The 25,847-nt window shown below is 51.9% G+C and carries 30 protein-coding genes, 2 tRNA genes and 1 pseudogene; 15 read left to right on the forward strand and 18 right to left on the reverse strand.

The annotated features are described in order from the left end of the window. Position 1: 1 nt before the first annotated feature. The 7 genes and pseudogenes from fliM (at position 2) to rcsA (ending at position 4,515) form a co-directional block, all read left to right on the forward strand. Positions 2–1,006 (forward strand): flagellar motor switch protein FliM, encoded by a 1,005-nt coding sequence (gene fliM, locus OGY13_RS17405; RefSeq protein ID WP_003030434.1) that lies wholly within the window; start codon positions 2–4, stop codon positions 1,004–1,006. Continuing rightward, positions 1,003–1,416 carry a flagellar motor switch protein FliN gene (gene fliN / locus OGY13_RS17410; RefSeq protein ID WP_003030433.1) on the forward strand — a complete coding sequence of 138 codons (414 nt, stop codon included), beginning with the start codon at positions 1,003–1,005 and terminating at the stop codon, positions 1,414–1,416. Before fliM ends, fliN begins: the two co-directional genes overlap by 4 nt. Then, the gene (gene fliO / locus OGY13_RS17415; RefSeq protein ID WP_213752328.1) at positions 1,416–1,793 is read left to right on the forward strand and encodes a flagellar biosynthetic protein FliO; all 378 of its coding nucleotides are present in this window, start codon (positions 1,416–1,418) and stop codon (positions 1,791–1,793) included. The genes fliN and fliO overlap by 1 nt, the downstream gene beginning before the upstream one ends. After that, complete coding sequence (fliP, locus tag OGY13_RS17420; RefSeq protein ID WP_003834056.1) at positions 1,793–2,530, forward strand: flagellar type III secretion system pore protein FliP; 738 nt, start codon at positions 1,793–1,795, stop codon at positions 2,528–2,530. The genes fliO and fliP overlap by 1 nt, the downstream gene beginning before the upstream one ends. A 9-nt stretch (positions 2,531–2,539) precedes the next feature. Further along, on the forward strand, positions 2,540–2,809 hold the full coding sequence (fliQ, locus tag OGY13_RS17425) for a flagellar biosynthesis protein FliQ (protein ID WP_008785117.1): 270 nt from the start codon (positions 2,540–2,542) through the stop codon (positions 2,807–2,809). A gap of 8 nt (positions 2,810–2,817) precedes the next feature. Continuing rightward, positions 2,818–3,658: pseudogene (gene fliR / locus OGY13_RS17430) on the forward strand (flagellar biosynthetic protein FliR). 233 nt (positions 3,659–3,891) lie between these two features. Then, positions 3,892–4,515 carry a transcriptional regulator RcsA gene (gene rcsA / locus OGY13_RS17435; RefSeq protein WP_003030421.1) on the forward strand — a complete coding sequence of 208 codons (624 nt, stop codon included), beginning with the start codon at positions 3,892–3,894 and terminating at the stop codon, positions 4,513–4,515. 54 nt (positions 4,516–4,569) lie between these two features. Here the strand turns inward: rcsA and dsrB are convergent, their stop codons facing one another. Then, a complete protein-coding gene (dsrB, locus tag OGY13_RS17440; protein WP_003030419.1) occupies positions 4,570–4,758 on the reverse strand; it encodes a protein DsrB in 189 nt (62 codons plus the stop codon). Positions 4,759–4,921: 163 nt separating this feature from the next. On the opposite strand from dsrB, the gene yodD reads away from it, so the two are divergent. Then, positions 4,922–5,149: a YodD family peroxide/acid resistance protein gene (gene yodD, locus OGY13_RS17445; RefSeq protein ID WP_213752300.1), complete on the forward strand. Its 228-nt coding sequence runs from the start codon at positions 4,922–4,924 to the stop codon at positions 5,147–5,149. 206 nt (positions 5,150–5,355) lie between these two features. Here the strand turns inward: yodD and OGY13_RS17450 are convergent, their stop codons facing one another. Together OGY13_RS17450 and OGY13_RS17455 are read right to left on the reverse strand one after the other, a co-directional pair. Next, on the reverse strand, positions 5,356–5,541 hold the full coding sequence (locus OGY13_RS17450; protein WP_003834060.1) for a YodC family protein: 186 nt from the start codon (positions 5,539–5,541) through the stop codon (positions 5,356–5,358). 77 nt (positions 5,542–5,618) lie between these two features. Next, positions 5,619–6,530 carry a DUF808 domain-containing protein gene (locus OGY13_RS17455; RefSeq protein ID WP_213752301.1) on the reverse strand — a complete coding sequence of 304 codons (912 nt, stop codon included), beginning with the start codon at positions 6,528–6,530 and terminating at the stop codon, positions 5,619–5,621. Positions 6,531–6,708: 178 nt separating this feature from the next. Between OGY13_RS17455 and yedA the strand changes: the two genes are divergently transcribed. Beyond that, the gene (gene yedA / locus OGY13_RS17460; RefSeq protein WP_057067691.1) at positions 6,709–7,629 is read left to right on the forward strand and encodes a drug/metabolite exporter YedA; all 921 of its coding nucleotides are present in this window, start codon (positions 6,709–6,711) and stop codon (positions 7,627–7,629) included. Here the strand turns inward: yedA and OGY13_RS17465 are convergent. The 3 genes from OGY13_RS17465 to OGY13_RS17475 all read right to left on the reverse strand — a co-directional run bounded on the left by OGY13_RS17465 (position 7,621) and on the right by OGY13_RS17475 (position 10,268). Then, positions 7,621–8,088, reverse strand: a complete 468-nt coding sequence (locus tag OGY13_RS17465; protein WP_003839067.1) for a very short patch repair endonuclease — start codon at positions 8,086–8,088, stop codon at positions 7,621–7,623. The two genes, yedA and OGY13_RS17465, sit on opposite strands and share 9 nt — an antisense overlap. Then, on the reverse strand, positions 8,069–9,499 hold the full coding sequence (locus tag OGY13_RS17470) for a DNA cytosine methyltransferase (protein WP_008785123.1): 1,431 nt from the start codon (positions 9,497–9,499) through the stop codon (positions 8,069–8,071). Before OGY13_RS17470 ends, OGY13_RS17465 begins: the two co-directional genes overlap by 20 nt. Positions 9,500–9,575: 76 nt before the next feature. Continuing rightward, positions 9,576–10,268 (reverse strand): phosphohydrolase, encoded by a 693-nt coding sequence (locus OGY13_RS17475; RefSeq protein ID WP_060683648.1) that lies wholly within the window; start codon positions 10,266–10,268, stop codon positions 9,576–9,578. A 440-nt stretch (positions 10,269–10,708) separates the two neighbouring features. Between OGY13_RS17475 and ompC the strand changes: the two genes are divergently transcribed. Then, the gene (gene ompC, locus OGY13_RS17480) at positions 10,709–11,866 is read left to right on the forward strand and encodes a porin OmpC (protein ID WP_060683647.1); all 1,158 of its coding nucleotides are present in this window, start codon (positions 10,709–10,711) and stop codon (positions 11,864–11,866) included. A 170-nt stretch (positions 11,867–12,036) separates the two neighbouring features. Here the strand turns inward: ompC and OGY13_RS17485 are convergent. After that, positions 12,037–12,126, reverse strand: a tRNA-Ser gene (locus OGY13_RS17485). Positions 12,127–12,219: 93 nt separating this feature from the next. Here OGY13_RS17485 and mtfA point away from each other — a divergent pair. The 5 genes from mtfA (at position 12,220) to OGY13_RS17510 (ending at position 16,857) form a co-directional block, all read left to right on the forward strand. Further along, positions 12,220–12,984, forward strand: coding sequence for a DgsA anti-repressor MtfA (gene mtfA / locus OGY13_RS17490; RefSeq protein ID WP_032943883.1), 765 nt, complete (start codon positions 12,220–12,222; stop codon positions 12,982–12,984). 132 nt (positions 12,985–13,116) lie between these two features. Then, positions 13,117–13,192: transfer RNA gene (locus OGY13_RS17495), tRNA-Asn, on the forward strand. 261 nt (positions 13,193–13,453) lie between these two features. After that, entirely contained in the window at positions 13,454–14,491 is a 1,038-nt protein-coding gene (locus OGY13_RS17500; RefSeq protein ID WP_003834073.1) for an extracellular solute-binding protein, read from the forward strand. Then, positions 14,475–16,163, forward strand: a complete 1,689-nt coding sequence (locus OGY13_RS17505; protein ID WP_191227065.1) for an ABC transporter permease — start codon at positions 14,475–14,477, stop codon at positions 16,161–16,163. The genes OGY13_RS17500 and OGY13_RS17505 overlap by 17 nt, the downstream gene beginning before the upstream one ends. A 10-nt stretch (positions 16,164–16,173) precedes the next feature. Then, positions 16,174–16,857 carry an ABC transporter ATP-binding protein gene (locus tag OGY13_RS17510; RefSeq protein WP_032669186.1) on the forward strand — a complete coding sequence of 228 codons (684 nt, stop codon included), beginning with the start codon at positions 16,174–16,176 and terminating at the stop codon, positions 16,855–16,857. Between the two features lie 24 nt (positions 16,858–16,881). Here the strand turns inward: OGY13_RS17510 and ldtA are convergent, their stop codons facing one another. The 11 genes from ldtA to cbiK form a co-directional block, all read right to left on the reverse strand. Further along, positions 16,882–17,811, reverse strand: a complete 930-nt coding sequence (gene ldtA, locus OGY13_RS17515) for a L,D-transpeptidase (protein ID WP_174771392.1) — start codon at positions 17,809–17,811, stop codon at positions 16,882–16,884. Between the two features lie 127 nt (positions 17,812–17,938). Beyond that, the gene (gene cobT / locus OGY13_RS17520; protein ID WP_213752321.1) at positions 17,939–19,003 is read right to left on the reverse strand and encodes a nicotinate-nucleotide--dimethylbenzimidazole phosphoribosyltransferase; all 1,065 of its coding nucleotides are present in this window, start codon (positions 19,001–19,003) and stop codon (positions 17,939–17,941) included. 24 nt (positions 19,004–19,027) lie between these two features. Then, positions 19,028–19,771, reverse strand: coding sequence for an adenosylcobinamide-GDP ribazoletransferase (cobS, locus tag OGY13_RS17525; RefSeq protein WP_003834082.1), 744 nt, complete (start codon positions 19,769–19,771; stop codon positions 19,028–19,030). Beyond that, entirely contained in the window at positions 19,768–20,313 is a 546-nt protein-coding gene (cobU, locus tag OGY13_RS17530) for a bifunctional adenosylcobinamide kinase/adenosylcobinamide-phosphate guanylyltransferase (RefSeq protein ID WP_003834083.1), read from the reverse strand. The genes cobS and cobU overlap by 4 nt, the downstream gene beginning before the upstream one ends. Then, a complete protein-coding gene (locus OGY13_RS17535) occupies positions 20,310–21,830 on the reverse strand; it encodes a cobyric acid synthase (RefSeq protein WP_125363422.1) in 1,521 nt (506 codons plus the stop codon). The genes cobU and OGY13_RS17535 overlap by 4 nt, the downstream gene beginning before the upstream one ends. Next, positions 21,827–22,642, reverse strand: a complete 816-nt coding sequence (locus OGY13_RS17540) for an energy-coupling factor ABC transporter ATP-binding protein (RefSeq protein WP_057067534.1) — start codon at positions 22,640–22,642, stop codon at positions 21,827–21,829. Before OGY13_RS17540 ends, OGY13_RS17535 begins: the two co-directional genes overlap by 4 nt. A gap of 8 nt (positions 22,643–22,650) precedes the next feature. Next, on the reverse strand, positions 22,651–23,328 hold the full coding sequence (locus tag OGY13_RS17545) for an energy-coupling factor ABC transporter transmembrane protein (RefSeq protein ID WP_213752330.1): 678 nt from the start codon (positions 23,326–23,328) through the stop codon (positions 22,651–22,653). After that, a complete protein-coding gene (locus OGY13_RS17550; protein WP_003030289.1) occupies positions 23,315–23,596 on the reverse strand; it encodes an energy-coupling factor ABC transporter substrate-binding protein in 282 nt (93 codons plus the stop codon). Before OGY13_RS17550 ends, OGY13_RS17545 begins: the two co-directional genes overlap by 14 nt. Positions 23,597–23,598: 2 nt before the next feature. Then, a complete protein-coding gene (cbiM, locus tag OGY13_RS17555; protein ID WP_003834098.1) occupies positions 23,599–24,336 on the reverse strand; it encodes a cobalt ECF transporter S component CbiM in 738 nt (245 codons plus the stop codon). Further along, positions 24,333–25,046, reverse strand: a complete 714-nt coding sequence (locus OGY13_RS17560) for a cobalt-factor II C(20)-methyltransferase (RefSeq protein ID WP_100272195.1) — start codon at positions 25,044–25,046, stop codon at positions 24,333–24,335. Before OGY13_RS17560 ends, cbiM begins: the two co-directional genes overlap by 4 nt. Beyond that, positions 25,043–25,837 carry a sirohydrochlorin cobaltochelatase gene (cbiK, locus tag OGY13_RS17565; RefSeq protein WP_213752322.1) on the reverse strand — a complete coding sequence of 265 codons (795 nt, stop codon included), beginning with the start codon at positions 25,835–25,837 and terminating at the stop codon, positions 25,043–25,045. The genes OGY13_RS17560 and cbiK overlap by 4 nt, the downstream gene beginning before the upstream one ends. Positions 25,838–25,847: the final 10 nt, after the last annotated feature.

A 25,847-nucleotide genomic window follows, 5' to 3' on the forward strand; every position in this document is an offset into this window, starting at 1 on the left:
CATGGGCGACAGTATTCTTTCTCAGGCTGAAATCGACGCATTGCTCAACGGCGATAGCGAAACCAAAGACGAACCCATTTCAGGTATCGCAAAAGAAAGCGATATTCGTCCTTATGATCCCAACACTCAGCGTCGCGTGGTACGTGAGCGTTTACAGGCGTTGGAGATCATTAACGAACGCTTTGCGCGCCAGTTCCGTATGGGGTTATTTAACCTGTTGCGCCGTAGCCCGGATATTACCGTGGGTGCGATCCGTATCCAGCCATACCATGAATTTGCGCGCAACTTACCGGTTCCGACCAACCTGAACTTAATCCACCTGAAGCCGCTGCGCGGTACGGGTCTGGTGGTGTTCTCACCGAGTCTGGTATTTATCGCCGTAGACAACCTGTTTGGCGGTGACGGTCGTTTCCCGACGAAAGTCGAAGGCCGCGAATTTACGCACACGGAACAGCGCGTTATCAACCGCATGTTGAAGTTGGCGCTGGAAAGCTACAGCGACGCGTGGAAGGCCATCAACCCGCTGGAAGTGGAATACGTCCGTTCTGAGATGCAGGTAAAATTTACCAATATCACTACCTCTCCGAACGACATCGTGGTGAATACCCCGTTCCACGTTGAAATTGGCAACCTGACCGGTGAATTTAACATCTGTCTGCCATTCAGCATGATTGAACCGTTGCGTGAGCTGTTGGTGAATCCGCCGCTGGAAAACTCACGTAATGAAGATCAGAACTGGCGCAATAATCTGGTGCGTCAGGTTCAGCATTCTGAGCTGGAGCTGGTGGCAAACTTTGCCGACATTCCGCTGCGGCTATCCCAGATTTTAAAACTGAAACCCGGCGATGTACTGCCGATTGAAAAACCCGACCGCATTATTGCTCATGTGGACGGCGTGCCTGTGCTGACCAGCCAGTATGGCACCGTAAACGGTCAGTATGCGTTACGCGTAGAACATCTGATAAACCCGATTTTGAATTCGCTGAATGAGGAACAGCCCAAATGAGTGATATGAATAATCCGTCCGATGAGAACACTGGCGCATTGGACGATCTGTGGGCTGACGCGTTAAACGAGCAAAAAACCACGCCCACCAAAAGTGCGGCCGATGCGGTATTCCAGCAGTTAGGTGGCGGCGACGTCAGCGGTGCTTTGCAGGACATCGACCTGATCATGGACATTCCGGTCAAGCTGACCGTCGAACTGGGCCGTACCCGCATGACCATCAAAGAGCTGCTGCGTCTGACGCAGGGTTCGGTTGTCGCACTGGATGGTCTGGCAGGCGAACCGCTGGATATTCTGATCAACGGTTATCTGATTGCCCAGGGCGAAGTTGTCGTGGTCGCGGATAAATACGGTGTGCGTATCACTGACATTATCACCCCGTCTGAACGTATGCGCCGCCTGAGTCGTTAATCATGAATACCCAGGCTACCGTTTCTCAACCCGCCGCCGTTCCCGGCTCACCGCTGGTGCAAGTAAGCGGCGCGCTGCTCGGGATCATCGTCTTGATCCTGGCGGCGGCCTGGGTCATTAAACATCTGGGGTTTGCCCCCAAAAGTGCCGGTACGCGCGGGCTGAAAGTCACGGCCAGTACCTCACTGGGTCCACGTGAGCGCGTGGTGATTGTCGAGGTCGAAGATGCCCGTTTGGTACTGGGCGTCACAGCCTCGCAGATTAACGTCCTGCACACCCTGCCCCCGGCACCTGCCGATGCAGAAGAAAAAACGGCCTCCCCTGCGGATTTCCAGGCCATGATGAAGAGTTTGCTGAAGCGTCCTGGGAGATCCTGATGCGCCGTTTGTTATCCCTTACGCTGGCAGGCTTGTGGCTTTTCAGCCCCGTTGCCCTCGCCCAACTCCCGGGTCTGGTCAGTCAGCCTTTGCCGGGCGGCGGACAAAACTGGACGTTACCCGTACAGACGCTGGTGTTCATCACCTCGCTGACGTTCCTGCCTGCAATTTTGCTGATGATGACCAGCTTCACCCGCATCATCATCGTTTTTGGTCTACTGCGAAATGCGCTGGGTACCCCCTCAGCACCACCTAACCAGGTGCTCCTGGGCCTGGCGCTCTTTTTGACCTTTTTCATCATGTCGCCGGTGATCGATAAAATCTACGTTGACGCATACCAACCGTTCAGCGAAGAGAAGATCTCCATGCAGGAAGCCATGGAGAAAGGCGCCCAGCCGCTGCGTGAGTTTATGTTGCGCCAGACCCGTGAAGCCGATCTGGCACTCTTCGCGCGCTTAGCAAACAGCGGTCCGTTACAGGGACCAGAAGCCGTGCCGATGCGAATTTTGCTGCCCGCTTATGTCACCAGTGAGCTGAAAACAGCATTCCAGATAGGCTTTACCATTTTTATTCCGTTTCTGATTATCGACCTGGTGATCGCTAGCGTGTTGATGGCGCTCGGGATGATGATGGTACCGCCCGCCACAATCGCGTTGCCGTTTAAGCTGATGCTGTTTGTGTTGGTAGACGGTTGGCAGCTACTTGTCGGCTCGCTGGCACAAAGCTTTTACAGTTAGAGGCGCGAAATGACTCCTGAATCGGTCATGATGATGGGCACAGAGGCGATGAAAGTCGCCCTGGCCCTTGCCGCGCCTTTGCTGTTGGTCGCTCTCATCACGGGTCTTATCATCAGTATTCTGCAGGCGGCGACCCAGATTAACGAAATGACGCTGTCCTTCATCCCCAAAATTGTCGCGGTGTTTATTGCCATCATTGTTGCTGGCCCGTGGATGCTTAACCTGCTGCTCGACTACGTGCGTACGCTGTTCAGCAATATCCCCTATATCATCGGGTAGACAACGTTATGTTGCAGGTGTCCAGCGTTGAGTGGCTCCACTGGCTGAATTTATACTTCTGGCCTTTGTTGCGCATACTGGCGCTCATCTCAACGGCCCCCATCCTCAGTGAACGAGCCATCCCCAAACGGGTAAAGCTGGGGCTGGGGTTGATGATTACCGTCGTTATCGCCCCATCGATTCCCGCCGTTGACGTCCCCATCTTTTCTGTTGGCGCGCTTTGGCAGGCAATGCAACAAATCCTGATCGGTATCGCATTAGGCTTCACCATGCAGTTTGCGTTTGCCGCAGTACGTACCGCCGGGGAATTAATTGGCCTGCAAATGGGCCTTTCCTTCGCGACGTTCTTCGATCCCGGTAGCCGTCTGAATATGCCGGTTCTGGCACGACTGATCGACATGCTCGCCATGCTGCTGTTCCTGACCTTTAACGGCCATTTATGGCTGATTTCGCTGCTGGTAGATACTTTTCATACTCTGCCCATCGGCGGCAATCCGGTGAACAGCAATGCGTTTCTCGCACTGGCACGGGCGGGTAGCCTGATTTTCCTCAACGGGCTAATGCTGGCCCTGCCGGTAATGACGCTACTGCTCACGCTGAACCTCGCACTTGGTTTGTTAAATCGCATGGCACCACAGCTGTCGGTTTTCGTCATCGGCTTTCCTCTCACTCTGACCGTAGGTATTTCACTAATGGCGGCGCTAATGCCATTAATTGCGCCATTCTGTGAACGATTATTCAGTGAGATTTTTAATTTACTGGCCGATATCGTCAGCGAAATGCCTGGAAAATAATAACCCTTATTTTTTATCCTGTTTTACTAAGGATTGTCCTAAATTTAAAAAGTGACAACATCCACCAGGATATCTCTGTCGCGGCTTATTTGTTTTTGTCTCACTCACATAACGCAACATTCACTTTACTTTAAGATGTTTCCTGGCAAATTATACGCAACTTTACGGGATAGTAAATTCGCCTGAAAAACAGCGAAAGCGTCATCTTGGGTCGTTATTATTCCGTTTAGTTGTGATGAAATAATCAGGTAAGGGGAATTATCGTTACGCATTGAGTGAGGGTATGCCATGTCAACGATTATTATGGATTTATGCAGTTACACCCGACTAGGGTTAACCGGATATCTGGTAAGTCGGGGAGTGAAAAAAAGGGAAATCAACAACATTTCCAACGTTGATGAACTCAGTCTCGCCTGTGTCTCTCAACAACCCGCTGTGGTGTTTATTAATGAGGACTGCTTTATCCACGATCCTGCTAATAGCCAGCAAATAAAGCAAATCATTAATCAGCATCCCAGCACATTATTTATTGTGTTTATGGCAATTGCCAACGTGCATTTTGATGAATATCTACTCGTCAGAAAAAATTTATTGATTAGTTCTAAATCGATTAAACCTGATTCACTGGATAAACTACTTGGCGATATTCTGAAAAAGGAAGTAGATATTGCTATTGATGTGAATCTGCCGACATTATCATTAAGTCGAACCGAATCCAGCATGCTGCGTATGTGGATGGAGGGTCAGGGAACAATACAGATATCAGATCAAATGAATATCAAAGCCAAGACGGTGTCATCCCATAAGGGGAATATAAAACGAAAGATTAAAACGCATAATAAGCAAGTTATCTATCACGTTGTAAGGCTTACGGATAACGTCACCAATGGTATCTTTGTGAATATGCGCTAAAACGTTCTGACTGGTGGCGACTCCACCAGTCAGAATCAAACAGCGAAACTCATCTCACTCCACTTTTTCCACAAAGATACCATCCTGATGACCTGATTCATTAAAGAACCAGATACCGAGCGGGTAGTCTTCCAGCGAAACCAGGTACATGGTGCCTTCACTAAATTCTTCGATTGCCAGTACCACGCCCGGTCGACGAGGACCGCCGTCCGTTTTGACTGTGACCCGATCATTCACCTTCATAGTTTTCCTCCTGTGGCTTTGTGCCAGTGTAGAACAAATTCCTTTTTCTGGCAGCGCTGTGCACGCGCGATTGCGGGTTTTATCGACGGTCTATACTTAAGTTGTGCGTATCTGATGTTTGGGTACGCTCCCCCGGTATCCTTAACGGTTGAGAGGTATGAGGATGAAAACCGCGAAAGAGTACAGCGATACGGCCAAAAGTGAAGTCAGCGTCGATGTCGACGCGCTGCTAAAGGCAATCAACGAAATCTGCGAGAGTGAAATTCATCGCAGCCAGGATGACCCGGAGCGCGTCAGCGTTGACGGGCGTGATTACCATACATGGCATGAACTGGCCGATGCGTTCGAGCTTGATATCCATGACTTTAGCGTGTCGGAGATCAATCGCTGACTGAGGGCGAAAAAAATCCCGGCCCTTATCGGGTCGGGATCAAGCTTGCTTATGCAAGAAGCACTTGTAAATTCGTTACACCAGAAAATCTGATGTGAACCAAACCTTATCTGCAATTTTTTTGCCTGACAAGTAAATAATTCTCACCGGAATGATAAATATAACTAATGGGTGAGAGATCACCAGGTTACGGTCGAGCCAAATGTTCAGGCATCCTGGGAGAGCTGTCTTCGCTCTCCAGGCACCACCAGTTCATCTTCACGGAATGCTTCCCGTTTAACGCCAAAGCCGTCGTACCAGCGACATTCCACCATTCCGCTGGCATACCCGGTAACGATCATACGTGGGCCACCCTCTTTGGAGGTGACTTCCTCACTGACAGAAAAGACCATACCTGCCTCCTGTATCAAGAGAAACCTTTACACCTTAGATGACAAGGAGGCGTTTTGCGTAATCAGTCCTGTAACAATTAGTGCGAAATTCCGCGCACTCTGGCGACAGCTTTTACCAGCAGAATGACAATCCCACCGATGATAAAGCCGAGCACCAGGTTAAGCAGAGTCGGAAGCATTAGCGAAATCAATGTACTTTGCTGCTGAGCAAAATGTTCAATCGCATGATGCAGCGGCGATATTCCGTGTACCACAATGCCGCCTCCCACTAAAAACATCGCCAGTGTGCCAACCACCGAAAGTGTTTTCATCAGCCAGGGGGCAACCACCAGCAACCCTTTCCCCAGCGACTGGGCAAGCAGGCTGCGCTTTTCTGCCAACCAGTACCCAATGTCATCAAGCTTAACGATAATCCCGACCAGGCCATACACGCCCACGGTCACCACTAACGCGATACCAGATAGCACCAACACCTGATTCAGCAAAGGGGCGTCCGCTACAATACCCAGCGTAATTGCGACAATCTCGGCAGACAAAATGAAGTCGGTACGTATTGCCCCTTTGATTTTATCTTTCTCAAAGGTGAGTGGATCCTGTGCGGACAGGGCAGCCAGACGCTGCTGACGCTCTTCCGGGCTTTCTTTGTGCTTACGCGCCTCCAGGGTATGCAGAACCTTTTCCACCCCTTCAAAACAGAGAAACGCCCCGCCTACCATTAATAAGGGGGTGATCGCCCAGGGAATAAATGCGCTTATCAATAGCGCCAACGGCACCAGAATAACTTTGTTAACAAACGATCCTTTCGCTACACTCCAGACCACCGGGAGTTCGCGGTTCGCCCGCACGCCCGACACCTGCTGTGCATTAAGCGACAGATCATCCCCCAGCACGCCCGCGGTTTTTTTCGCGGCCAGTTTTCCCATCACTGAGATATCATCCAGCAGCGTGGCGATATCATCGAGTAAGGTCAGTAAGCTACTTCCTGCCAAAATTTTCACCCTCAATATTATTTTTTTGCAGTCATAAGTATGAAGTAAAACACGCCATGCTGAAACTGACCTTTCTGGTCAACAAGTTTTTAACATCAACACGTAATTATAAATCTCGCCAGTAAGATAGTTTTGACGTTTACTATGTTGCACCTTTTTATTTCCACCGTGAGGGATTATGCGTTTCAGGCAATTGTTACCGCTTTTCAGTGCGCTATTCGCGCTGTACATCATTTGGGGTTCCACGTACTTCGTTATTCGCATTGGCGTTGAAAGCTGGCCGCCGTTAATGATGGCAGCCGTACGTTTTCTCTCCGCGGGAATTTTATTAACAAGTTTCTTACTTATTCGTGGGCATAAGCTGCCCCCCTTACGCCAAATCCTGAACGCCGCGTTAATTGGTATCCTGCTGCTGGCTGTGGGTAATGGTCTGGTCACCGTCGCAGAACACCAAAATGTCCCTTCCGGTATTGCCGCCGTGGTGGTCGCCACCGTCCCGTTATTTACGCTGTGTTTTAGCCACTTTTTTGGCATCAAAACGCGCAAGCTGGAATGGTTGGGGATAGCGATTGGGCTAGCAGGGATCATCATGCTGAACAGCGGGGGCAATTTAAGTGGCAATCCGTGGGGCGCTATTTTGATCCTGATCGGTTCAATAAGCTGGGCGTTTGGCTCAGTGTACGGTTCACGCATTACGCTACCCGTTGGCATGATGGCCGGAGCCATTGAAATGTTAGCCGCCGGTATTGTGCTGATGTGCGCATCGCTACTCTCCGGGGAAAAACTGACCACCATGCCAACATTTTCAGGCTTTATGGCTGTGGCTTACCTGGCCCTGTTTGGCTCCATTATTGCTATTAATGCGTATATGTTCCTGATCCGCAATGTCAGCCCGGCGCTAGCCACCAGCTATGCTTACGTCAATCCGGTTGTTGCCGTGCTGTTAGGTACCGGTCTGGGGGGTGAAAGACTGGCCCCTATCGAATGGCTGGCACTCGGCGTGATCGTGTTTGCTGTGGTGCTGGTAACGTTGGGGAAATACCTGTTCCCTGTTAAAGCGGATGCCGTTGCTACCCCGTCGGAAAAAACGTTACAGTAAATGAATACCGAGTGTGTCGATCTGCGCGGTGTCGCCACCGCCGCAGATCCACTCGATGACACGTTCAGATAACGCTTCATCGTCCAGCTTTTCGCGACCACGCAGGGCGCACTCCCAGACAATCAGTACGCGCCAGCCCAGAGCCTGCAACTTTTCACAATCCCGCGCATCGCGCTGGACATTTTTGCCTATTTTTTCCAGCCAGAATTCCGTTCGTGTCGCGGGGACTTTAAACAAATAGCAATCGTGGTGGTGCCAGAAACAGCCATGAGTAAAAATCACACAATGATAATCATCCACCACAAAATCAGGGCGACCGGGTAACGTCGCATCCTGCACGCGAAACGTTACCCCCTGCTCTGTCAGCACGCTGGCAAGGCGTTTTTCAATTGCGGTATCGCGGGTAGCTATCGCCCGCATATTTTTACTGCGTGTTGCTTTATCGTGAACGTCTGCCACGCTGGTTCTCTTTCTCGCGAATAGCAACTGCCTGCCTGATTTTCGGCTCCAGCAACCTGGCCACCGCCGCAAATGCCGGAACGACCACCGAATTACCAAACTGGCGATAAGCCTGGGTATCTGACACAGGGATCCTGAACTGATAGCCCTGCGGAGATTCAAACCCCATCAGACGCGCGCACTCTCTGGGCGTAAGTCTGCGTGGGCGGTGGCGCTGATTCTGCGGATCGTCAAAATCTTTTTCACCCAGCGCCATATCCCAGCCACGGTCAATCAGGATCTCCGCCCCATCTTTATAATAACGCGCAGATAATGTGCGCGTTACGCTATCAGGGTTACCGGGATACACCATGCCATAGCCAAATCCATTGCCCCGCGCCTGATGCTTTTTCGCATAGCGATAGAGGTATTTCCACAACACCGGCGTCAGTATATATTTCGCATCGACGGTCGGCTCAAGCAGTTCCGCAAGCGTAGTACGCCGCTGCGGATAACGCGTGACAATATCCCGCAGCGTGAAGTCTGATTTCAAATTCAGATCGCGTCGGAAGCCGACAAGCACGATACGTTCGCGATGCTGAGGCAAAAAATGTTGCCCATCGATAATTTTCGGATCGTCCGGACCGTTATCCGCCGCATCCGCCACGTCATAACCCAGTTCGTCCAGCGTTTGCATAATGATGCGAAACGTTTTGCCCTGATCGTGACTCTTCAGGTTTTTGACGTTTTCGAGCACAAATATGGCTGGCCGACGCGCATCGATAATGCGCACTACATCAAAAAAAAGTGTGCCTTGCGTATCACAGGCGAAACCATGGGCCCGCCCTAACGCGTTTTTCTTTGATACACCAGCCAGAGAAAATGGCTGACATGGGAATCCGGCCAACAGCACGTCATGTTCAGGAACATGCTGGCGAATATGTTCTGCCGCCTGCTGGTCACTCACCCCGTCATGATGGCTGAGTGTGATATCACGAATATCTTCATTAAAGCGGTGCTGGAGCGGATCGCAGTAGTTATTCGCTTTATAGGTGCGCACCGCATGCTTGTTCCACTCACTGGTAAACACGCACTGCCCGCCAATCGCTTCAAAGCCGCGACGAATACCGCCAATACCGGCAAAAAGATCGATAAAGCGAAAGGCATAATGCGGATGATGCGCAGGTGGTTTCGGCAACAAAGTATTCAGATGAATGAGCTCGCGGTCGCTGAGGCGATGCCATGTTTCATTAGCAACCACTCGCTTAAAGATGGCCGGGCTCCAGCGGTTCTCACCAACGCCATTCAGATGAGCAACCAGCGTTTTCACGTCATATATTTCAAGCAACTTGGCCAACATCACCTGCACGTCGGCCTCGTTTTCATCTGTCATCGGGTTCATGGAGCCTGCTACTGAAAAATTATCCTGCATACATTTAACCGGCAGAAATGGATAACCGACAGATTAACATAAATTAGCACGGTTGACGTTTCAGCCGTATTGGCGACTAGCGCGCTTTAAAGGGTTGAATCGCGTCAAGATCCAGCATTTCGTATTCTCCTTTTAGCTCCGCGCTCAGCTTCGCCATATACGTCAGTAAAAAATCCGCATTATGTTGTGCCAAATGCCGCCCTTGCTCGGTTTGCATCGTCAACGGCAACGTCAATAACTTGGTCTGGAAGTGATCGAGCGCGTACTGTTTATCGTCAAGGCTACGCTTTCGGGCAAACGGATCTTCCGCATCAAACAGCGCAACCCCCAACGCCCCTGAAACGGCAAATACGCGCGCTAAACCAATTGCACCCAGCGCCTCAAGCCGGTCTGCATCCTGCACGATTTTCGCTTCAAGGGTTTCTGGCGCGATTTTGGCGCTAAAACTGTGCGCCTCAATGGCATGACACACTGCCGATAACCGCTGTTGTGGAAAATCCGGAAAATCGCGCATCAAAACACAACGTGTTTCCTTGGCTGCCAGTACCGACGAACAATGACGCTCAGGATGGTTCTTTGGCAGGCTGACGAGATCGTGGAAGTAGCACGCGGTCAACACCACCAGCCAGTCTACGGTTGCATCTGTACTCAGCTTTTGCGCCGTTATCCACACACGTCGAAAGTGAAAGATGTCATGTGCAGCATCTTGTCCAGAATGGTTATCAGCTAACCAGGCTTCAAATCGCGACTGCCAGTCGTGCAGTTTCATGCTATCTCCTTTGTAGAAAGAAAATCACCTTAGCAACAATTTTCATTGCAGACCACTGCCCGCCCCATTACATAATCATCTTTTATTATTGCACTAAAAATAAAATCCACATGAATTTATAAAGCCCACCACGCCAATATCGAAAAATAATTTATATGAATATTAAAAACAAACATCCAAAACAAATAAAATACACATAACAAATAAATAGATAAACACATATAACTAACTGATTAAAAACAATTCACATGGCGAATACCAATGTAATTAACACACACGCATAATTATATAAAGATGTAAAAGAAACATTTTGAAATATTTTAAATACATTTGTTACATGTTATATTTTAAATTAAATGAACTTCATAGATAGTATCCAAATGTAGTCACTCGGATAGTACTACATATTCATTTTAATTATCATGCAAAGGGAATACATAATGAAAAGAAAAGTATTGGCACTGCTTCTCCCTGCTTTATTAGCTGCAGGCGCAGCAAATGCGGCTGAAATCTATAATAAGAACGGCAATAAACTGGATCTGTACGGTAAAGTCGACGGTCTGCGTTATTTCTCTGACGATGCGGGCAACGATGGCGATCAGACCTATGCGCGTCTGGGTTTTAAAGGCGAAACCCAGATCAACGAGATGCTGACTGGTTACGGTCAGTGGGAATATAACATTAAGGCCAATACCGCTGAAGGTGACGGCGCAAATTCTGCAACTCGTCTGGCCTTCGCCGGTTTAGGTTTTGGCCAGAATGGTACCTTCGATTATGGTCGTAACTACGGCGTGGTCTACGACGTAGAAGCCTGGACCGATATGCTGCCAGAATTTGGCGGTGACTCCTACACCCAAACCGACGTGTATATGACCGGTCGTACCAACGGCGTAGCCACCTATCGCAATAAAGGCTTCTTTGGGCAGGCTGATGGCCTGAACTTTGCTTTGCAGTATCAGGGCAATAATGAAGACGGTGGTTCAGGCGAAGGTACCGGTAATGGTAAAGGTCGGGACCTGACACGTGAGAACGGCGACGGTTTCGGTATGTCCACCTCTTATGACTTCGACTTCGGTTTAAGTCTTGGCGCTGCATACTCCAGTTCTGACCGTTCTAACAATCAGGTTGCTGCTGGCCGTGGCGATAGTAGCCATGCCAACAGCTATGCAGGCGGTGACACAGCGGATGCCTGGACCGTGGGTGCCAAATATGATGCCAATGATATTTACTTGGCTGCCATGTACGCAGAAACTCGCAATATGACCGCTTACGGTGATTACGGTATCGCCAACAAAACCCAGAACTTTGAAGTAGTTGCGCAGTACCAGTTCGACTTCGGTCTACGCCCTTCCATCGCTTACCTGCAGTCTAAAGGCAAGGATTTAGGTGGTCAGGAAGTCAGTCGCGGTAACTGGCGTTATGTCGACAAAGACCTGGTCAAATATGTTGATGTGGGTGTGACTTACTACTTCAACAAAAACATGTCCACCTATGTCGATTATAAAATCAACCTGCTGGATGAAGACGACAGCTTCTATGAAAGCAATGGTATCGCAACTGACGACATCGTTGCGGTTGGTTTAGTCTACCAGTTCTAATTGACGCAAAAACAAGCAAGCCCGCTTCATATGAAGCGGGCTTTTTATTTATCCGAAACGTATTTTTTTTATCACACGGGCATTACAACGATAAACTTGTGAGGATACTCAAAGAAAAAAACATCCATGAGAACTGTCGTTGAAAGCGAGGCGTGCAAGTGCTTGAATAGTGGCGGAGAGAGGGGGATTTGAACCCCCGGTAGAGTTGCCCCTACTCCGGTTTTCGAGACCGGTCCATTCAGCCGCTCTGGCATCTCTCCGTTTTGGCGGTTGCCATGATGCCAGGTAATTTGGCATTTTAACAGACCCCGTTCCGTCAATTTCGTTCAAGTGACGAGTTTGCGAGCAAAACGATGATTAAGTGGCCCTGGAAAGAGCAAGAAACAACCCGGAGTGACGACTGGCCGTGGGACGACGCCCTGGCTATTCCTCTTCTGGTGAATCTCACCGAGCAAGAACAAGCCAGGCTTATCGCCCTGGCCGAGCGCTTTTTACAGCAAAAAAGATTGGTAGCGCTTCAGGGGTTTGAACTTGATCCACTAAAAAGTGCGCGCATTGCGCTGCTTTTCTGTTTGCCTGTTCTGGAATTGGGGATCGAGTGGCTCGACGGTTTTCATGAAGTTCTCATCTACCCTGCCCCGTTTGTCGTGGACGATGAATGGGAAGACGATATTGGGCTGGTACATAATCAACGTGTTGTACAGTCCGGGCAGAGCTGGCAGCAAGGTCCGATAATCCTCAACTGGCTCGACATTCAGGATTCTTTTGATGCCTCCGGCTTTAATCTGATCATCCATGAAGTGGCACATAAGCTTGATATGCGTAATGGCGACCGTGCCAGCGGTATTCCGGCGATCCCTCTGCGAGATATTGCCAGTTGGGAGCACGATCTGCATGCCGCAATGAATAACATTCAGGATGAAATTGATCTGGTCGGTGAAACCGCGTGCAGTATAGATGCCTACGCAGCGACCGATCCTGCCGAATGCTTTGCCGTTCTATCAGAGTATTTCTTCAGTGCCCCTGAATTATTTGCACCACGTTTTCCGGCATTATGGCAACGTTTCATTCAATTTTACCGCCAGAACCCCATGGAGCGGTTACGCGATACCCGCTAAGGTGGCCATTGTCGCTCACCAAATGTGCATTAACGCTGAATTTGAAGATTAATTAACCAATTGAAATGACGCGCTAATTTTACTGTTGACACCTCATGGTGAGGTCAGTAATATGCGCCTCGTTCACACGATTCCTCTGTAGTTCAGTCGGTAGAACGGCGGACTGTTAATCCGTATGTCACTGGTTCGAGTCCAGTCAGAGGAGCCATATTTAAGAAGCCTGCTTAGGAAACTAAGCAGGTTTTTTGCTTTTCAGGTCGCTATAAAATCCCTCTCATAAGCCCCCTGCCTGTTCTGCACCGCATGTTACATGCCGTATCACAACGTTGATTAAAGTTATGTAAATGTAAATCGTTTAAACTTTGCAATTATTGTAAGTGCTAGTGATTATCATTTATTGTACGCGGGCCAAAGGAACGAGCCCCCCGCTCGGTTCACTGTACGTTCCAATTACTCTGGGATATAAACGATGAATTCTCTGCCTCGCGCCGGACTGCGCCGTATCACACTTGCCTCTGCCCTGGTCTTCTCTGTTAGCCTACCGGCTTTCGCTCAGGAAACGTTAACGCTCTATACCACCCGTGAACCGGGTCTGATCCAGCCTTTGCTTGATAGCTGGACCAAAACCAGCGGCATCAAAGTCAGTACGGTCTATATCAAGGACGGTATGCTTGAGCGCGTTAAAGCTGAAGGTAAAAATTCACCTGCTGACCTGCTGATGACCGTTGATGCCGGTAACCTCATTGATTTAGTGGAAGCGGGTGTAACTCAGCCAGTAGAGTCAGAAGCACTGAAAACCGCTATTCCGGCTAATCTGCGCGGCGCAGATAATCAGTGGTTTGCGCTGTCGATGCGTGCCCGCGTGCTGTATGCCGAGAAGTCACTGCCAATCGATAACTGGCATTACGAACAACTCGCCAGCCCTGAGTACAAAGGTAAAGTCTGTATTCGTTCCGGACAGCACCCGTATAACACGGCGCTGATCGCCGCAATGATTGCTCATCACGGTGAAGCAAAGACCGAAGAATGGCTGCGCGGTGTGAAAGCTAACCTGGCGCGTAAAGCTACCGGTGGCGACCGCGATGTAGCTCGCGATATTCTCGGCGGCATTTGCGATATTGGTCTCGCCAACTCCTATTACGTCGGCCATATGAAAAACGCCAAAGAAGGCAGTGATGCACGTCAGTGGGGCGATGCGATTAAAGTCGTTAAACCCACCTTTGAAAATGGCGGTACACACGTCAACATCAGTGGCGCAGCTGTAGCCCGCTATGCACCAAATAAAGCCGATGCCGTTAAGCTGATGGAATATCTGGTTTCCGCACCTGCCCAGCAGCAGTATGCAAAAGCGAACTTCGAATACCCGGTACTGAAAGGCGTGACGCTTGACCCGGTTATTAGCGCAACCATTGGTGAAATCGACGTCGATAAAACGCCGTTAACCGAAATCGTTAAATATCGTAAACAAGCTAGTCTGCTGGTAGATAAAGTTGGATTCGATCAATAAACCTCTGCAGTTTCCGACGTTACGCGGCCTGGTTTCCGGGCCGCAGTCATTATTAACGCCGCTACATCTTGGCGCGCTGTGCGTAGCGCTTGGCGTTCTGACACCCATCATTGCGCTGATTTGGCAGGCTACCCAGGCCGATTTATCTCACTGGGATAATCTCCTGACGTATGTACTGCCTGCCGCACTAAAAAATACCGTGCTGTTATTAGCCGGTGTCGCGGTGATGGTCGGCGTGATTGGCGTAGGCAGCGCATGGGCGGTAACGGCATGGGATTTTCCTGGACGTAAAATACTTAGTTGGGCGTTACTGTTGCCGCTGGCGATGCCGACCTACATTGTGGCCTTTGCATGGCTCGATCTGCTGCATCCGATTGGCCCTCTGCAAACGTTTATCCGTTTTTTATTGGGTTTTGACAGCCCAAGACAGTTCCGACTGCCTGATTTACGCTCACTTTCCGGCGCAATCATCCTGCTCGGATTAGTGCTATACCCATACGTGTATCTGACAACCCGCGCCATGTTTATTAGCCAACCGGCTCATTTACTGGAAGCCGCACGCACGCTGGGATGCAGCGCAACCGGAACCTTCTTTCGTGTTGCTTTGCCCATGGCTCGTCCGGCGTTGGCCGTTGGGATCAGTCTGGCACTGCTGGAAACGCTCAACGATATTGGCGCATCGGAGTTTCTCGGTGTACAGACGTTAACCGTTACCGTGTACACCACATGGATCTCGCGGTCTGATTTATCTGCCGCGGCACAAATTGCCTGCATGATGCTGATGTTTATATTCCTTATTCTGACGCTGGAATTTTATGGTCGCAGAAAACAAGGATTCAGCAGCCGCAGCCTGCGGGAAATTCAACCAACGCGCGTGCGTGGCTGGCGTGGTTGGCTGCTCGGTGGCGTTATTTCACTGCCGGTTGTGCTGGGTTTTCTGGCTCCGGTACTGTTTTTAATGTGGGAAAGCGCCAAACGTATAGGTGATGAGAACCCCCTTTCCTCTTCGTTACTGTCAGCATTGCAAAATACGCTATCGCTGGCAGCGGGAACTACGCTAGTGGTGGTTTGCGTCAGTATGCTGGTGGCCTGGAGCGCGCGTCATAGCGCCGCAGACAACGCCATGCCGGGATTTCGTCGCGGCGTGATGCGTCTGGCCTCTTTAGGCTATGCGGTTCCCGGCACAATTCTGGCGATTGGTTTTTTACCCCCCGCCATGGCTGTCGACCGCTGGCTGGCAGATTTACTGGATGTTCGCGGCCTGCCGCTGATGTCCGCCGGGATCCTGCTGGTAATTTGTTGTGCCATGCGATTCCAGGCGATTGCCATTGGCGCGCTGGATTCTGGTCTGGGCCGCATTCCACCTTCGCTGGAACAGGCGTCTCGTCTGTTGGGTGAGAATGGTGCGGGGACGTTTGCACGAGTCCATTTTCCCCTGCTGCGCCCGGCGTTAGTCAGCAGTGCCCTGCTGGTTTTTGCTGATGCCATGAAAGAGCTGCCAACAACGTTGCTTTTGCGCCCGGTCAATTTTGAAACGCTGGCAACGTTGCTGTATGCGGAAGCCGCACGTGGAACCTATGAAGAAGGTGCTATCGCCGCGCTAATGATTGTTTTAGCTGGCACGCTACCGGTTATTTTGTTGGTGCGTCACCAAATGACTCGCCGTGGTTAAGAGAGCAACAATGTCAGAAATTGCATTACGACTCCAGGATGTACATGTTGCTTATGGCAACAGCCAGCAATCGGTACTGAGCGGATTTTCAATGTCGGTACGTAAAGGTGAAATTGCCTGTCTGCTGGGCGCTTCAGGCTGCGGAAAAACCACGGTGCTACGCGCAGTAGCCGGATTTGAACGCCTGCAAAACGGAGAGATCTATGTGTCACAGCGACGTGTTGCCGGTCCCGGCGTTCATCTGCCACCGGAAAAACGTCATGTCGGCATGGTCTTCCAGGAATATGCGTTATTCCCCCATCTGACCGCGCAGCAAAATGTGGCCTTTGGATTGCGTCGCATGCCGCGTGAGGAACAACAGGCCAGAGTGACTGAGCTGTTGAAAATGGTGGAGTTACACAGCCATGCCAACCGATATCCGCATGAGCTTTCCGGCGGGCAACAACAGCGTATCGCCCTTGCTCGCGCGTTGGCGCCACATCCGGAAATCCTGTTGCTCGATGAACCCTTCTCCAGCCTGGATAAGCGCACGCGTGAGCGTCTTGGCAACGAGGTACGGGATATTTTGCGCGCCGCCGGGCAAACGGCGCTGTTGGTTACCCACAGTGAACACGAAGCCCAGCTAATGGCTGACCATATTGGCGTGGTAAAAATGGGGCAGTATCAAATTAAAAAAGCGACCCATCCGACCTGAAGGTAAACAGGGTCGCCCTGAAAATTAATAATGCTTCTGTACCAGGCTGATGTTCACCGGCATACCGGAACGTCTTTCCAGTGCCTGGCTCCCGCGGCTCACATCCACGTCATTCCCGCTGATAAAGGTGCGCAAAGCGGGAGTGACTGGCAAAGGCACCTTTCTGTCAGACTCGTATTCCGAACGGTTTCGTGACAGCGGCTCATGTACTTCCACCCAGCGACTACCGTCCGGCTCTTCGCTGTATTTCACCGGTCGGTCTATCAGTTGTACTCGCGTCCCTACAGGCACCGTATCAAACAGGTACTTGATGTCGTCATTCCGCAAACGGATGCACCCCTGGCTTACCCGCAGACCAATACCGAAATTGGCATTTGTCCCGTGAATGGCATAAAGCCTGCCAATATAAATTGCATACAGGCCCATCGGATTTTCTGGTCCGGCAGGAACAAAAGCCGGCAAGCTTTCACCGCGAGCGGCGTATTCACGTCGGGTATTTGGCGTCGGCGTCCAGCTTGGTGCTTCCTGCTTACGTTCGACCGCCGTCACCCAGTTACGCGGCGTTTCTCTACCCGCCTGACCAATGCCAATGGGTAAAACCTCAACCGTATTGCTGCCAGCAGGATAATAGTAAAGCCGCATCTCGGCGACGTTGATGACAATCCCCTCACGCACGGTATCCGGAAGTATCAGTTGCTGTGGCACAAGCAGCGTTGAACCCGATTTAGGCAGAAAAACATCGACGCCCGGATTGGCTTCAAGCATATTGCTCAACCCCTGCCCGTACTGAGCGGCAAATGCCTCCAGCGGCTTGGTGTTTCCTTGTGGAACCGTAATAGTCAAAGTGCTACCCACCAGGCGACTCCCCTCTGGCGGCAGCGGATAACTCACCGCCTGCGCGCCCTGACTCGCAAGCAGCATAATGAGTGAACAAAGCAGTTTTACACGACGCATCTTTTTCCTTTCCTTCGTCGCAACAGATATCCGTAAAGTATAGCTTTTATTATCTGTTTTAGTGGGTTACGACATATTTGCGCATAAAAAAACCTCGCCATCAGGCGAGGTTCAGGTTGAACGGTAACTACGCTTCCTTACCATCTGGAAGCACGATGTTACTGGCGGCGAGCTGCCCCATATTTTTATACATCGCACAGGCAGCTTCAACAATCGGCATCGCCAACGCGGCCCCGCTACCTTCACCTAAACGCATCCCCATATTCAGATAAGGATCCAATTCAAGATGCGCCAGCGCGGTGCGGGCGCCCTTCTCAGCGGAAAAGTGTGACGGGATTAGGTAGGGTTTAATCTGCGGTGCAATCTGGCTGGCCGCCAGAGCAGCAGAATACGAAAGAAAACCATCCAGCACGACCGGCAGGCCACAGGAGGCCGCCCCCAGCATCACCCCCGCCATACCGACAAGATCAAACCCGCCAACCTTAGCCAGCACATCGACACCGTCATGGCGATCCGGTTGATTGACGGCAATTGCCCGGCGCACAACGTCTACCTTATTCCCCACCCGAGAAAGAGGAAGGTTAGCGCCAATACCCACGACTTCCTCAGCATCACTGCCGGTCAGAACGCTAACAATGGCCGCCGCAGGTGTAGTATTTGCCATACCAAGCTCCCCGACGCCAAACAGCGTTACACCGTCTTTTGCCAGTTCATGGGTATAGCGGATGACTTCCAGCAACAGCTCCTCGGCCTGCGAACGGCTCATTGCCGGGCCTTCGGCTATATTGCCGCAGCCGCGTGCCACACGCATATTCACCACACCGGGAATAGGTTCAGCATCAATCCCAACATCTATCACATGAACCTTCGCCCCAGCCTGAGCGGCCAGGACGCAGACACCGGTCGTTCCACGCGTCATATTGGCAGCCTGTATAGCCGTAACAACTTTAGGCGAAACGGCAACCCCTTCATCCCACACGCCGTGATCGGCGCACATCACCAGCATCGCTTTGCCATTCACATGCGGCACACCCTTCAGGCCAGGCATCCCGGCCAATTGTACGGCGAGAGATTCGAGTCGCCCTAAACTTCCCGGCGGCTTAAGCAAGCCGTCAATATGCTGCTGTGCACGCAGCATCGCGGCACTGTCGGGTGATGGTATCGTGCGGAGTAAAGAGATTAAAGTCTGCATAAGGGTTCCAGTATGTGGGCTGACTCAGAGCAGAGCCAGCAAGAAAATCAACTCGCCAAGTTCAATGGCAGCGCCCAGCGTATCGCCGGTTTGCCCACCCAACGTGCGTTTTAATAACTGCCCAAGAATAAAAATCGCCACTATTGTGACAACCAGCGCTGCCACGCCGCGCATGCCGGGAAGTAGCACGGCGGCAAGGATCGCCGCTAATCCCAACGTAACGCAGGTTTGACGCCCGGTGACTTTGCCAATAAAAACGTTGCCCAGCCCTTCTTCGCGGGCATAGCGATGCCGATACATCAGCAACACCGCCGTTCCTCGCCCGGCGACACATGCAGCTGCCAGCGCGGCCAGCATTGGCGTGCCACGCAAAGCCAGTTCACTCACCACCAGTACCTTCGCCAGTAAAACGAAAATTAACGCCAGTCCACCGTGGGTGCCCAGACGACTGTCGCGCATGATTTCCAGCATCCGCTCGCGTCGGCGCGCCGAAAAAATGCCGTCACAGGTATCCGCCAGACCATCCAGATGAAATCCCCCGGTCAGCAATGCCAGTGTCAACACCGCGAAAAGGGCCGCCAACGGAATACCGCACCAGGGCTGGAGCGCCATAAAGACCAGCCCCGTCAGCCCTCCCAACACGACGCCAATCAGGGGAAACATTACAATACCGCGGGAATAGTGCTCGAAATCCAGTCCTTGCGACCAGCGAGCAGGAACGGGCAAGCGACTGATAAAAGAGAGCATTGCCCAGAACAACTTACTCATTTAATTTTGACTCCAATTCCTGATACCACCAGCCAGACCTCATCCGCTGCCGCCGCCAGTCGCTGGTTCACGCGTCCTGCAATATCACGAAAATGCCGCGCCAGACGATTCTCCGGCACAATCCCCATACCCACTTCGTTAGTGACCAACACGATCTTTGCCGGGCAGCGTTGACAGGCTGCGATCAGCGAACGGATTTCACCTTCGATAGACTGCTCCATCGCCGCGTAATCCCAGCTGTCCGGATCGCTTTCACCGCCCAGCGCAAACAGCAAGTTGGTCACCATCGTGGTGATGCATTCCAGCAGAATAGCTTCCTGAGGATCGTTCATGTCCGTGATCAGTTCATCAAGATGTTGCCAACGTTCGGCTGTCCGCCAGTGCGCAGGACGTCCATCGCGATGATGCTGAATTCGCGCAGCCATCTCCTCATCAAAAATCTGCGAAGTCGCGATATACAAAACGTTTGGGGAATCAGCGATCAGCGCTTCCGCATGCCGACTCTTACCGCTTCGCGCGCCACCAGTAACCAGAATCATCATACTGGCTCCCGGTGTTGCTGCATGATGGTATAAATTTTTTCAATATCGATGTGTTGCCGCATCGCATCCGCCAGCAGATCAAACTGCTGCGATTTATATTGCGCGTAATGGAAGGTGGAATCCAGCGGAGCTAACCCTTTACGTTCTCGCAGGCCATTGACCAACGCACGGGTGAAATCATCGCTGTCGAAAAGACCGTGAAGATAAGTGCCGAACGCCAGACCATCCGGAGTAACCGCGCCGTCAACAACGCTGCCGCCGTCTTTGTGCAGCGTCATCACCGACCGGCATTCATCAGTTAATGCTGTTTCGCCCATATGAATTTCATAACCGCGAACGGATAACCCCGCTGTGCCGGCCAGCCAGTCAGGCAGCGATGAAGACATTTGTCCCTCAACCAGGGTCGTGGTTTTGTGCTGGGCAAAATGGGTGACTGTATTGAGTAAGCCCAGACCCGGCAGCGTACCGAGGCCCGACTCTACTTCATCAATGATGGTGTCGCCGAGCATTTGATAGCCGCCACAAATCCCAACCACCGGTACGTTATTACGATGTAATTGCACGACGCCATGCGCCATCCCGCTTTCACGCAGCCATACCAGATCGCCAAGGGTATTTTTGCTGCCCGGCAAAATCACCAGATCGGCCCCCGCCAGCTCTTCAGGCTGGCGAACATAGCGCACGCGCACATCCGGCTGCGCAGCAAGCGCATTGAAATCAGTAAAGTTAGAAATGTGCGGTATTTGAACAACGGCGATATCGATGTCGCGTTTGTCAGTGCGCAAATACTTACCCTTTTGCAGCGCAACGCCGTCTTCATCTTCCAGATCAACATCCAGCCATGGCATCACGCCCAGTACCGGAACGCCGGTCAGCGCTTCAATTTGCTCGATACCGGAGTGCAGCAGCGTCACATCACCGCGAAACTTGTTGATGATCACCCCTTTTACCCGTGCGCGTTCGTGATCGTGCAGCAGCGCCAGCGTGCCGTAAATGGAGGCGAACACCCCGCCACGATCGATATCCGCCACCAAAACGACAGGGCACTGCGCCATCTCGGCCATACCCATATTGACGATATCGCGATCGCGCAGGTTAATCTCTGCCGGGCTCCCCGCTCCTTCCAGCACCAGCACATCGAACTCCTGCGCCAGGCTGTTATAAACTGACAGGATCTGTTCCCGCAGACGTGGCTTGTACTCGTGGTAACTCACCGCGTCCATATCGGTTGCCACTTTACCCATCAGCACTACCTGCGCTTTTCGATCGCTGGTCGGTTTAAGCAACACCGGGTTCATACGCACATCTGGCGTAATGCCTGCGGCTTCGGCCTGAAAAATTTGCGCGCGGCCCATTTCTTTTCCCTCTGGCGTAATGCCAGAGTTCAGCGCCATGTTCTGCGATTTGAACGGCGCGGTATGCAGTCCATCCTGATAAAAAATACGACACAGCCCGGCGACCAATACGCTTTTACCCACATCAGATGCCGTTCCCTGCAACATTATTGCCTGCGTCATGACGCCTCCTTCAGTGCGTTCTCTCGCATACAGCTAAAAAATTCAGCCTCTGTTTTACACAGCGGGAAGCCCAACTCTGTATGCAACTTCACCAGCCAGGGCTGAGTTAATCCCGCGTGTTCAATAAGATCCGTACGGGCGAAAACGTCGCCTGGCGTGCCGTGCGTGAGTACTTCGCCCCGGCGTAAAACGTACACCGCATCGCTGACTTCATAGATAAGATCGATATCATGGCTGGAAATTACGACGTGGTTTCCTTGCGCAACGATGCGTTTGATTATCTCAATCATCTGCGTGCGGCCTGACGGGTCGAGGCCCGCAGTAGGTTCATCCAGCAGCAGATACTGCGCCTGCAACACCAACGCCCCGGCAATCGCTACGCGTTTTTTTTGCCCATGGCTTAAACACTGAATGGGCTGATGGCGAAAATGCTGGGCGTCGACCAGCGTAAGCGCATCTTCCACGCGGCGAGCGATTTCAGCTTCATCCACCCCAAGATTGCGCAGGCTAAAAGCGATATCGCTGTCGATATCGGTATAAAAGATTTGCTGATCGGGGTCCTGAAATACCGTTGCCACCTGTTGACGCAGCGCCAGCAGGCCGCGCTTGCTGTAATCCAGCGGTTTGCCCTGCCACATCACCGCGCCTTGCTGTGGGCGCAGTAAACCGCTCAGGTTCATGAACAGCGTGGATTTCCCGCAGCCATTAGCGCCTACCAGTCCGGTGACGGCATGCGTCGAAAAATCCAGCGTTAGCCCTTTGAGGATCGGGTCATCCTGATAGCGAAACCAAAGCGCTGAGGTGGCAAGCATACTTTTCCTTACAGGTGAAAATCACCCTGATACAGTTTGATATCCAGTGTGGTGGTCATTTGCTGGTAGCGGATCAACACACGGGTAAACAGCAATCCCACCAGCATTGCCAGAGAGCGGTAGCCCAACGGTAAGCTACGATAACCAAAACGCAGCGTTTGTGCGCGATGAATAGCCAGCGCCTCGTCTAACAGAATAAAAATAAACCGCCAGGTCAGCAGGATCTGCTCAGTTAGCAGGCGAGGAACATGCGCGCGTTTGAGTAAGATAATTAATTGCGGAAACGGCAGATTCAGCACCAGCCAGAAAGTTGCCGCCAGCGCGGCAAGGCTGCGCCAGAAGGTTTCATTGGCGGTTACCACACCTAGTGCACTGATCCCCAACCAGTAACTTCCCACAGGTATGCTGGCCAACAGCGTCTGTGGATCGCGGCTGATGCTAAACAAAATGGTCACCACGCCAACCGTGAGAAAACCAAACGGTAATGCCATCCAACGGCACCAGCGCCAGAAGGAAATACGCAGCAGCCAGCAGCTCAGCGCGGCAATAAGTAAAAGCTCAATACCCTGCCCCAATGGGGGCAGGGTAAACGCCAGAATCATCATCACCAGCCAGAGCAGAAATTTCCGCACCGGCGAGACATGAACCCAACGGCTTTGATAGCTAAGCCTGTCAAGCCCGGTCATCACGGCGTTGCCTACCCTTGGTGTAACCCAGGATATAGAAAATCACAGCTGCGCCCAGCGATCCCTGGAGTGTAAACAGCAGACTTTCAATTTCACCGCTTGCGGGTTCATACAACGGTTGGAACCAGGGCTCATAATGCGGGGCAATAGCCTGAATCTGGCTTTCTGCCTCACCATCTGAACCGCCGTACTCCCCACCGTGGTTGATAAAGAACGGCAGGATCACCAGCGCCACTACCATGCCCAATATAATCAGCGTCTTTTTCATCGTTAATGCCCTTGTGCGGTTATCAACTGGCGTTTGGTTAGCTGATCGTAAATCAGCACGGTAAGTAACCCTTCCGCAATCGCAATTGGGATCTGCGTCAGGCAGAAAATCCCCATGAACTTAATGATTGAGCCGGTAGCGCCAGCAGAGGGATCCGGGAACGCAACGCCCAGCTGTACAGAAGTCACGAAATAGGTGACGAGATCCGCCAGCATCGCACACAGGAAGACGCAGACATCACGACGCAGCCCTGCGCGGCAGGCCATTTTCCACACCATGTAACCCACTACCGGGCCAATTACCGCCATCGACATGCCGTTCGCGCCGAGCGTTGTTAAACCACCGTGTGCCAGCAGCAGAGCCTGGAACAGCAGGACAATCGCCCCAAGGATGGCTACCACGCCCGGTCCAAACAGGATAACCGCCAGGCCTACACCGGTAGGATGTGAGCAGCTTCCGGTAACGGAAGGAATTTTCAGCGCCGACAGCACAAAAATAAAAGCGCCACACAGGGCCAGCAAAACCTTCTGGTGGTTATCCTCCTGCACAATTTGGCGCAGACGTACCAGTCCGTACCACAGGCAGGGTAAAAACAGCAGCCACCAGGCCAGCGCCCACATCGGCGGCAAGAAACCTTCCATAATGTGCATGGCGAACGCTTGTTCAGGAACAATCATCAGTAATAGCGCCGCAGCCAACCCGCTGAAAGACAGCTGTTTTAGCTGTTGTTCAAGCTTCATTGTGCATACTCCCACTGTTTATTGACCAGAATGGTCGAGAAATAAGGCAGCGGCTGATCGTCGCTCACCTCATCGAGATGACGCCAGCACTGTTCACCTGGCAGCGTGGCTTCAGACATCATTAATGCACAATCCAACAAACCCTCTTGTTGTAGCAGCGCTTTAATACGCGCAAAACGACCGTACACTTTCATCAACACCAGACTGTCATGCTGTTTTAATGCCTGCTGGATTTCCGCTTCCGGTGCGGTACAGGAGACCACCGCCAGTGACTGCTGCTCCATAGCGAGCGGCGTTTTGGAACGCGCGGCAATCGCGGCGAAAGACGTGACGCCAGGAACGATTTCCAGCCATTCAGGACAACCAATACGCTGAAGTAAAAAGACCCAGGTGCTGAACAGCATCGCATCGCCGAGAGTGATAAACCCCACCTGCTTACCGGCCTCGACTTCCTGAACCAGCGCGGCAGCAACTTCATCCCAGACGGCCTCTTTTTCAGCGCTATCGGCACTCATAGGAAAATGGCAGCAGCGGACTTCGGTCTGTTCACCGATATACTCACGTACAATCGACAATGCCAGACTGTCACCGCCTTTACGCCCGGCAGGCGCATAGAGAATATCCAGCGCGCCCAGCGTGCGTGCGGCACGCACGGTAATCAAGTCGGAAGCACCTGGCCCGGTGCTCAGTGCATACAGTTTTCCGCTCATGCTGCTTCCCCCAGCGCCACATTAAGCGCCTGCTGTAAATGTGCCACGAACATGGCGCGAACCGCTGGGTTCTCACCCAGACCACTAAGCCACGGAGTAGCCGGTATCCCTGCTGCATTGAACAACGTTTTCCAGGAATCATCTTCGTCGGAGGCCATATCGTTGATGGCATGGTCACCAGCGACTAACATCAGCGGCATCAGATGCACCGCCGTCACCCCTTCCTGAGATAAACTTTCAATCAGCACATCCACTTCCGGATAGCTTTCCACCGCCCCAACCCGCGCCGGAAAGCGCTGCGCCGTCATCATGTGGTCGAGACAGGCATAGGCGGCAAAAGCATGGTGGCTGGCACCGTGTCCCATAAAGACCACTTTTTCACTTTCGCCAAGCGCCGGCATCTGCTGTTGCAGCGCCAGCATCAACTGTGCGTAATCTTCATGGCTGCTCAGCAGCGGTACACCCAGCGTCAGGCGTGAAAACAGCGGACGCATACTTTGCACTTCGCGGACAATTTTTTCGTATTCGTCACCATTAATAATGTGCAGCGACTGAATAGCCACATCCTGATACCCCTGCTCCGCCAGTTTTTGCAGCGCCTGCAGCGGCGTGTCGATTTCAATGCCGTCGCGCTGCTTGAGCTTGCGGATTATCATCCCGGAGGTAAACGCCCGGAACAGGTCGCGGTCAGGGCAGCTAGCTGCGAGATCGCGCTCACAGGCCACAATATTTTTCTCGCAGGTGTCGTGATAGCTGGTGCCAAAGCTGACCACCAGAAGCGCCTTTTTCATCTCAAACTCC

The sequence above is a fragment of the Citrobacter sp. Cpo045 genome, assembly GCF_030332875.1.
Classification (GTDB): Bacteria; Pseudomonadota; Gammaproteobacteria; order Enterobacterales; family Enterobacteriaceae; genus Citrobacter; species Citrobacter portucalensis.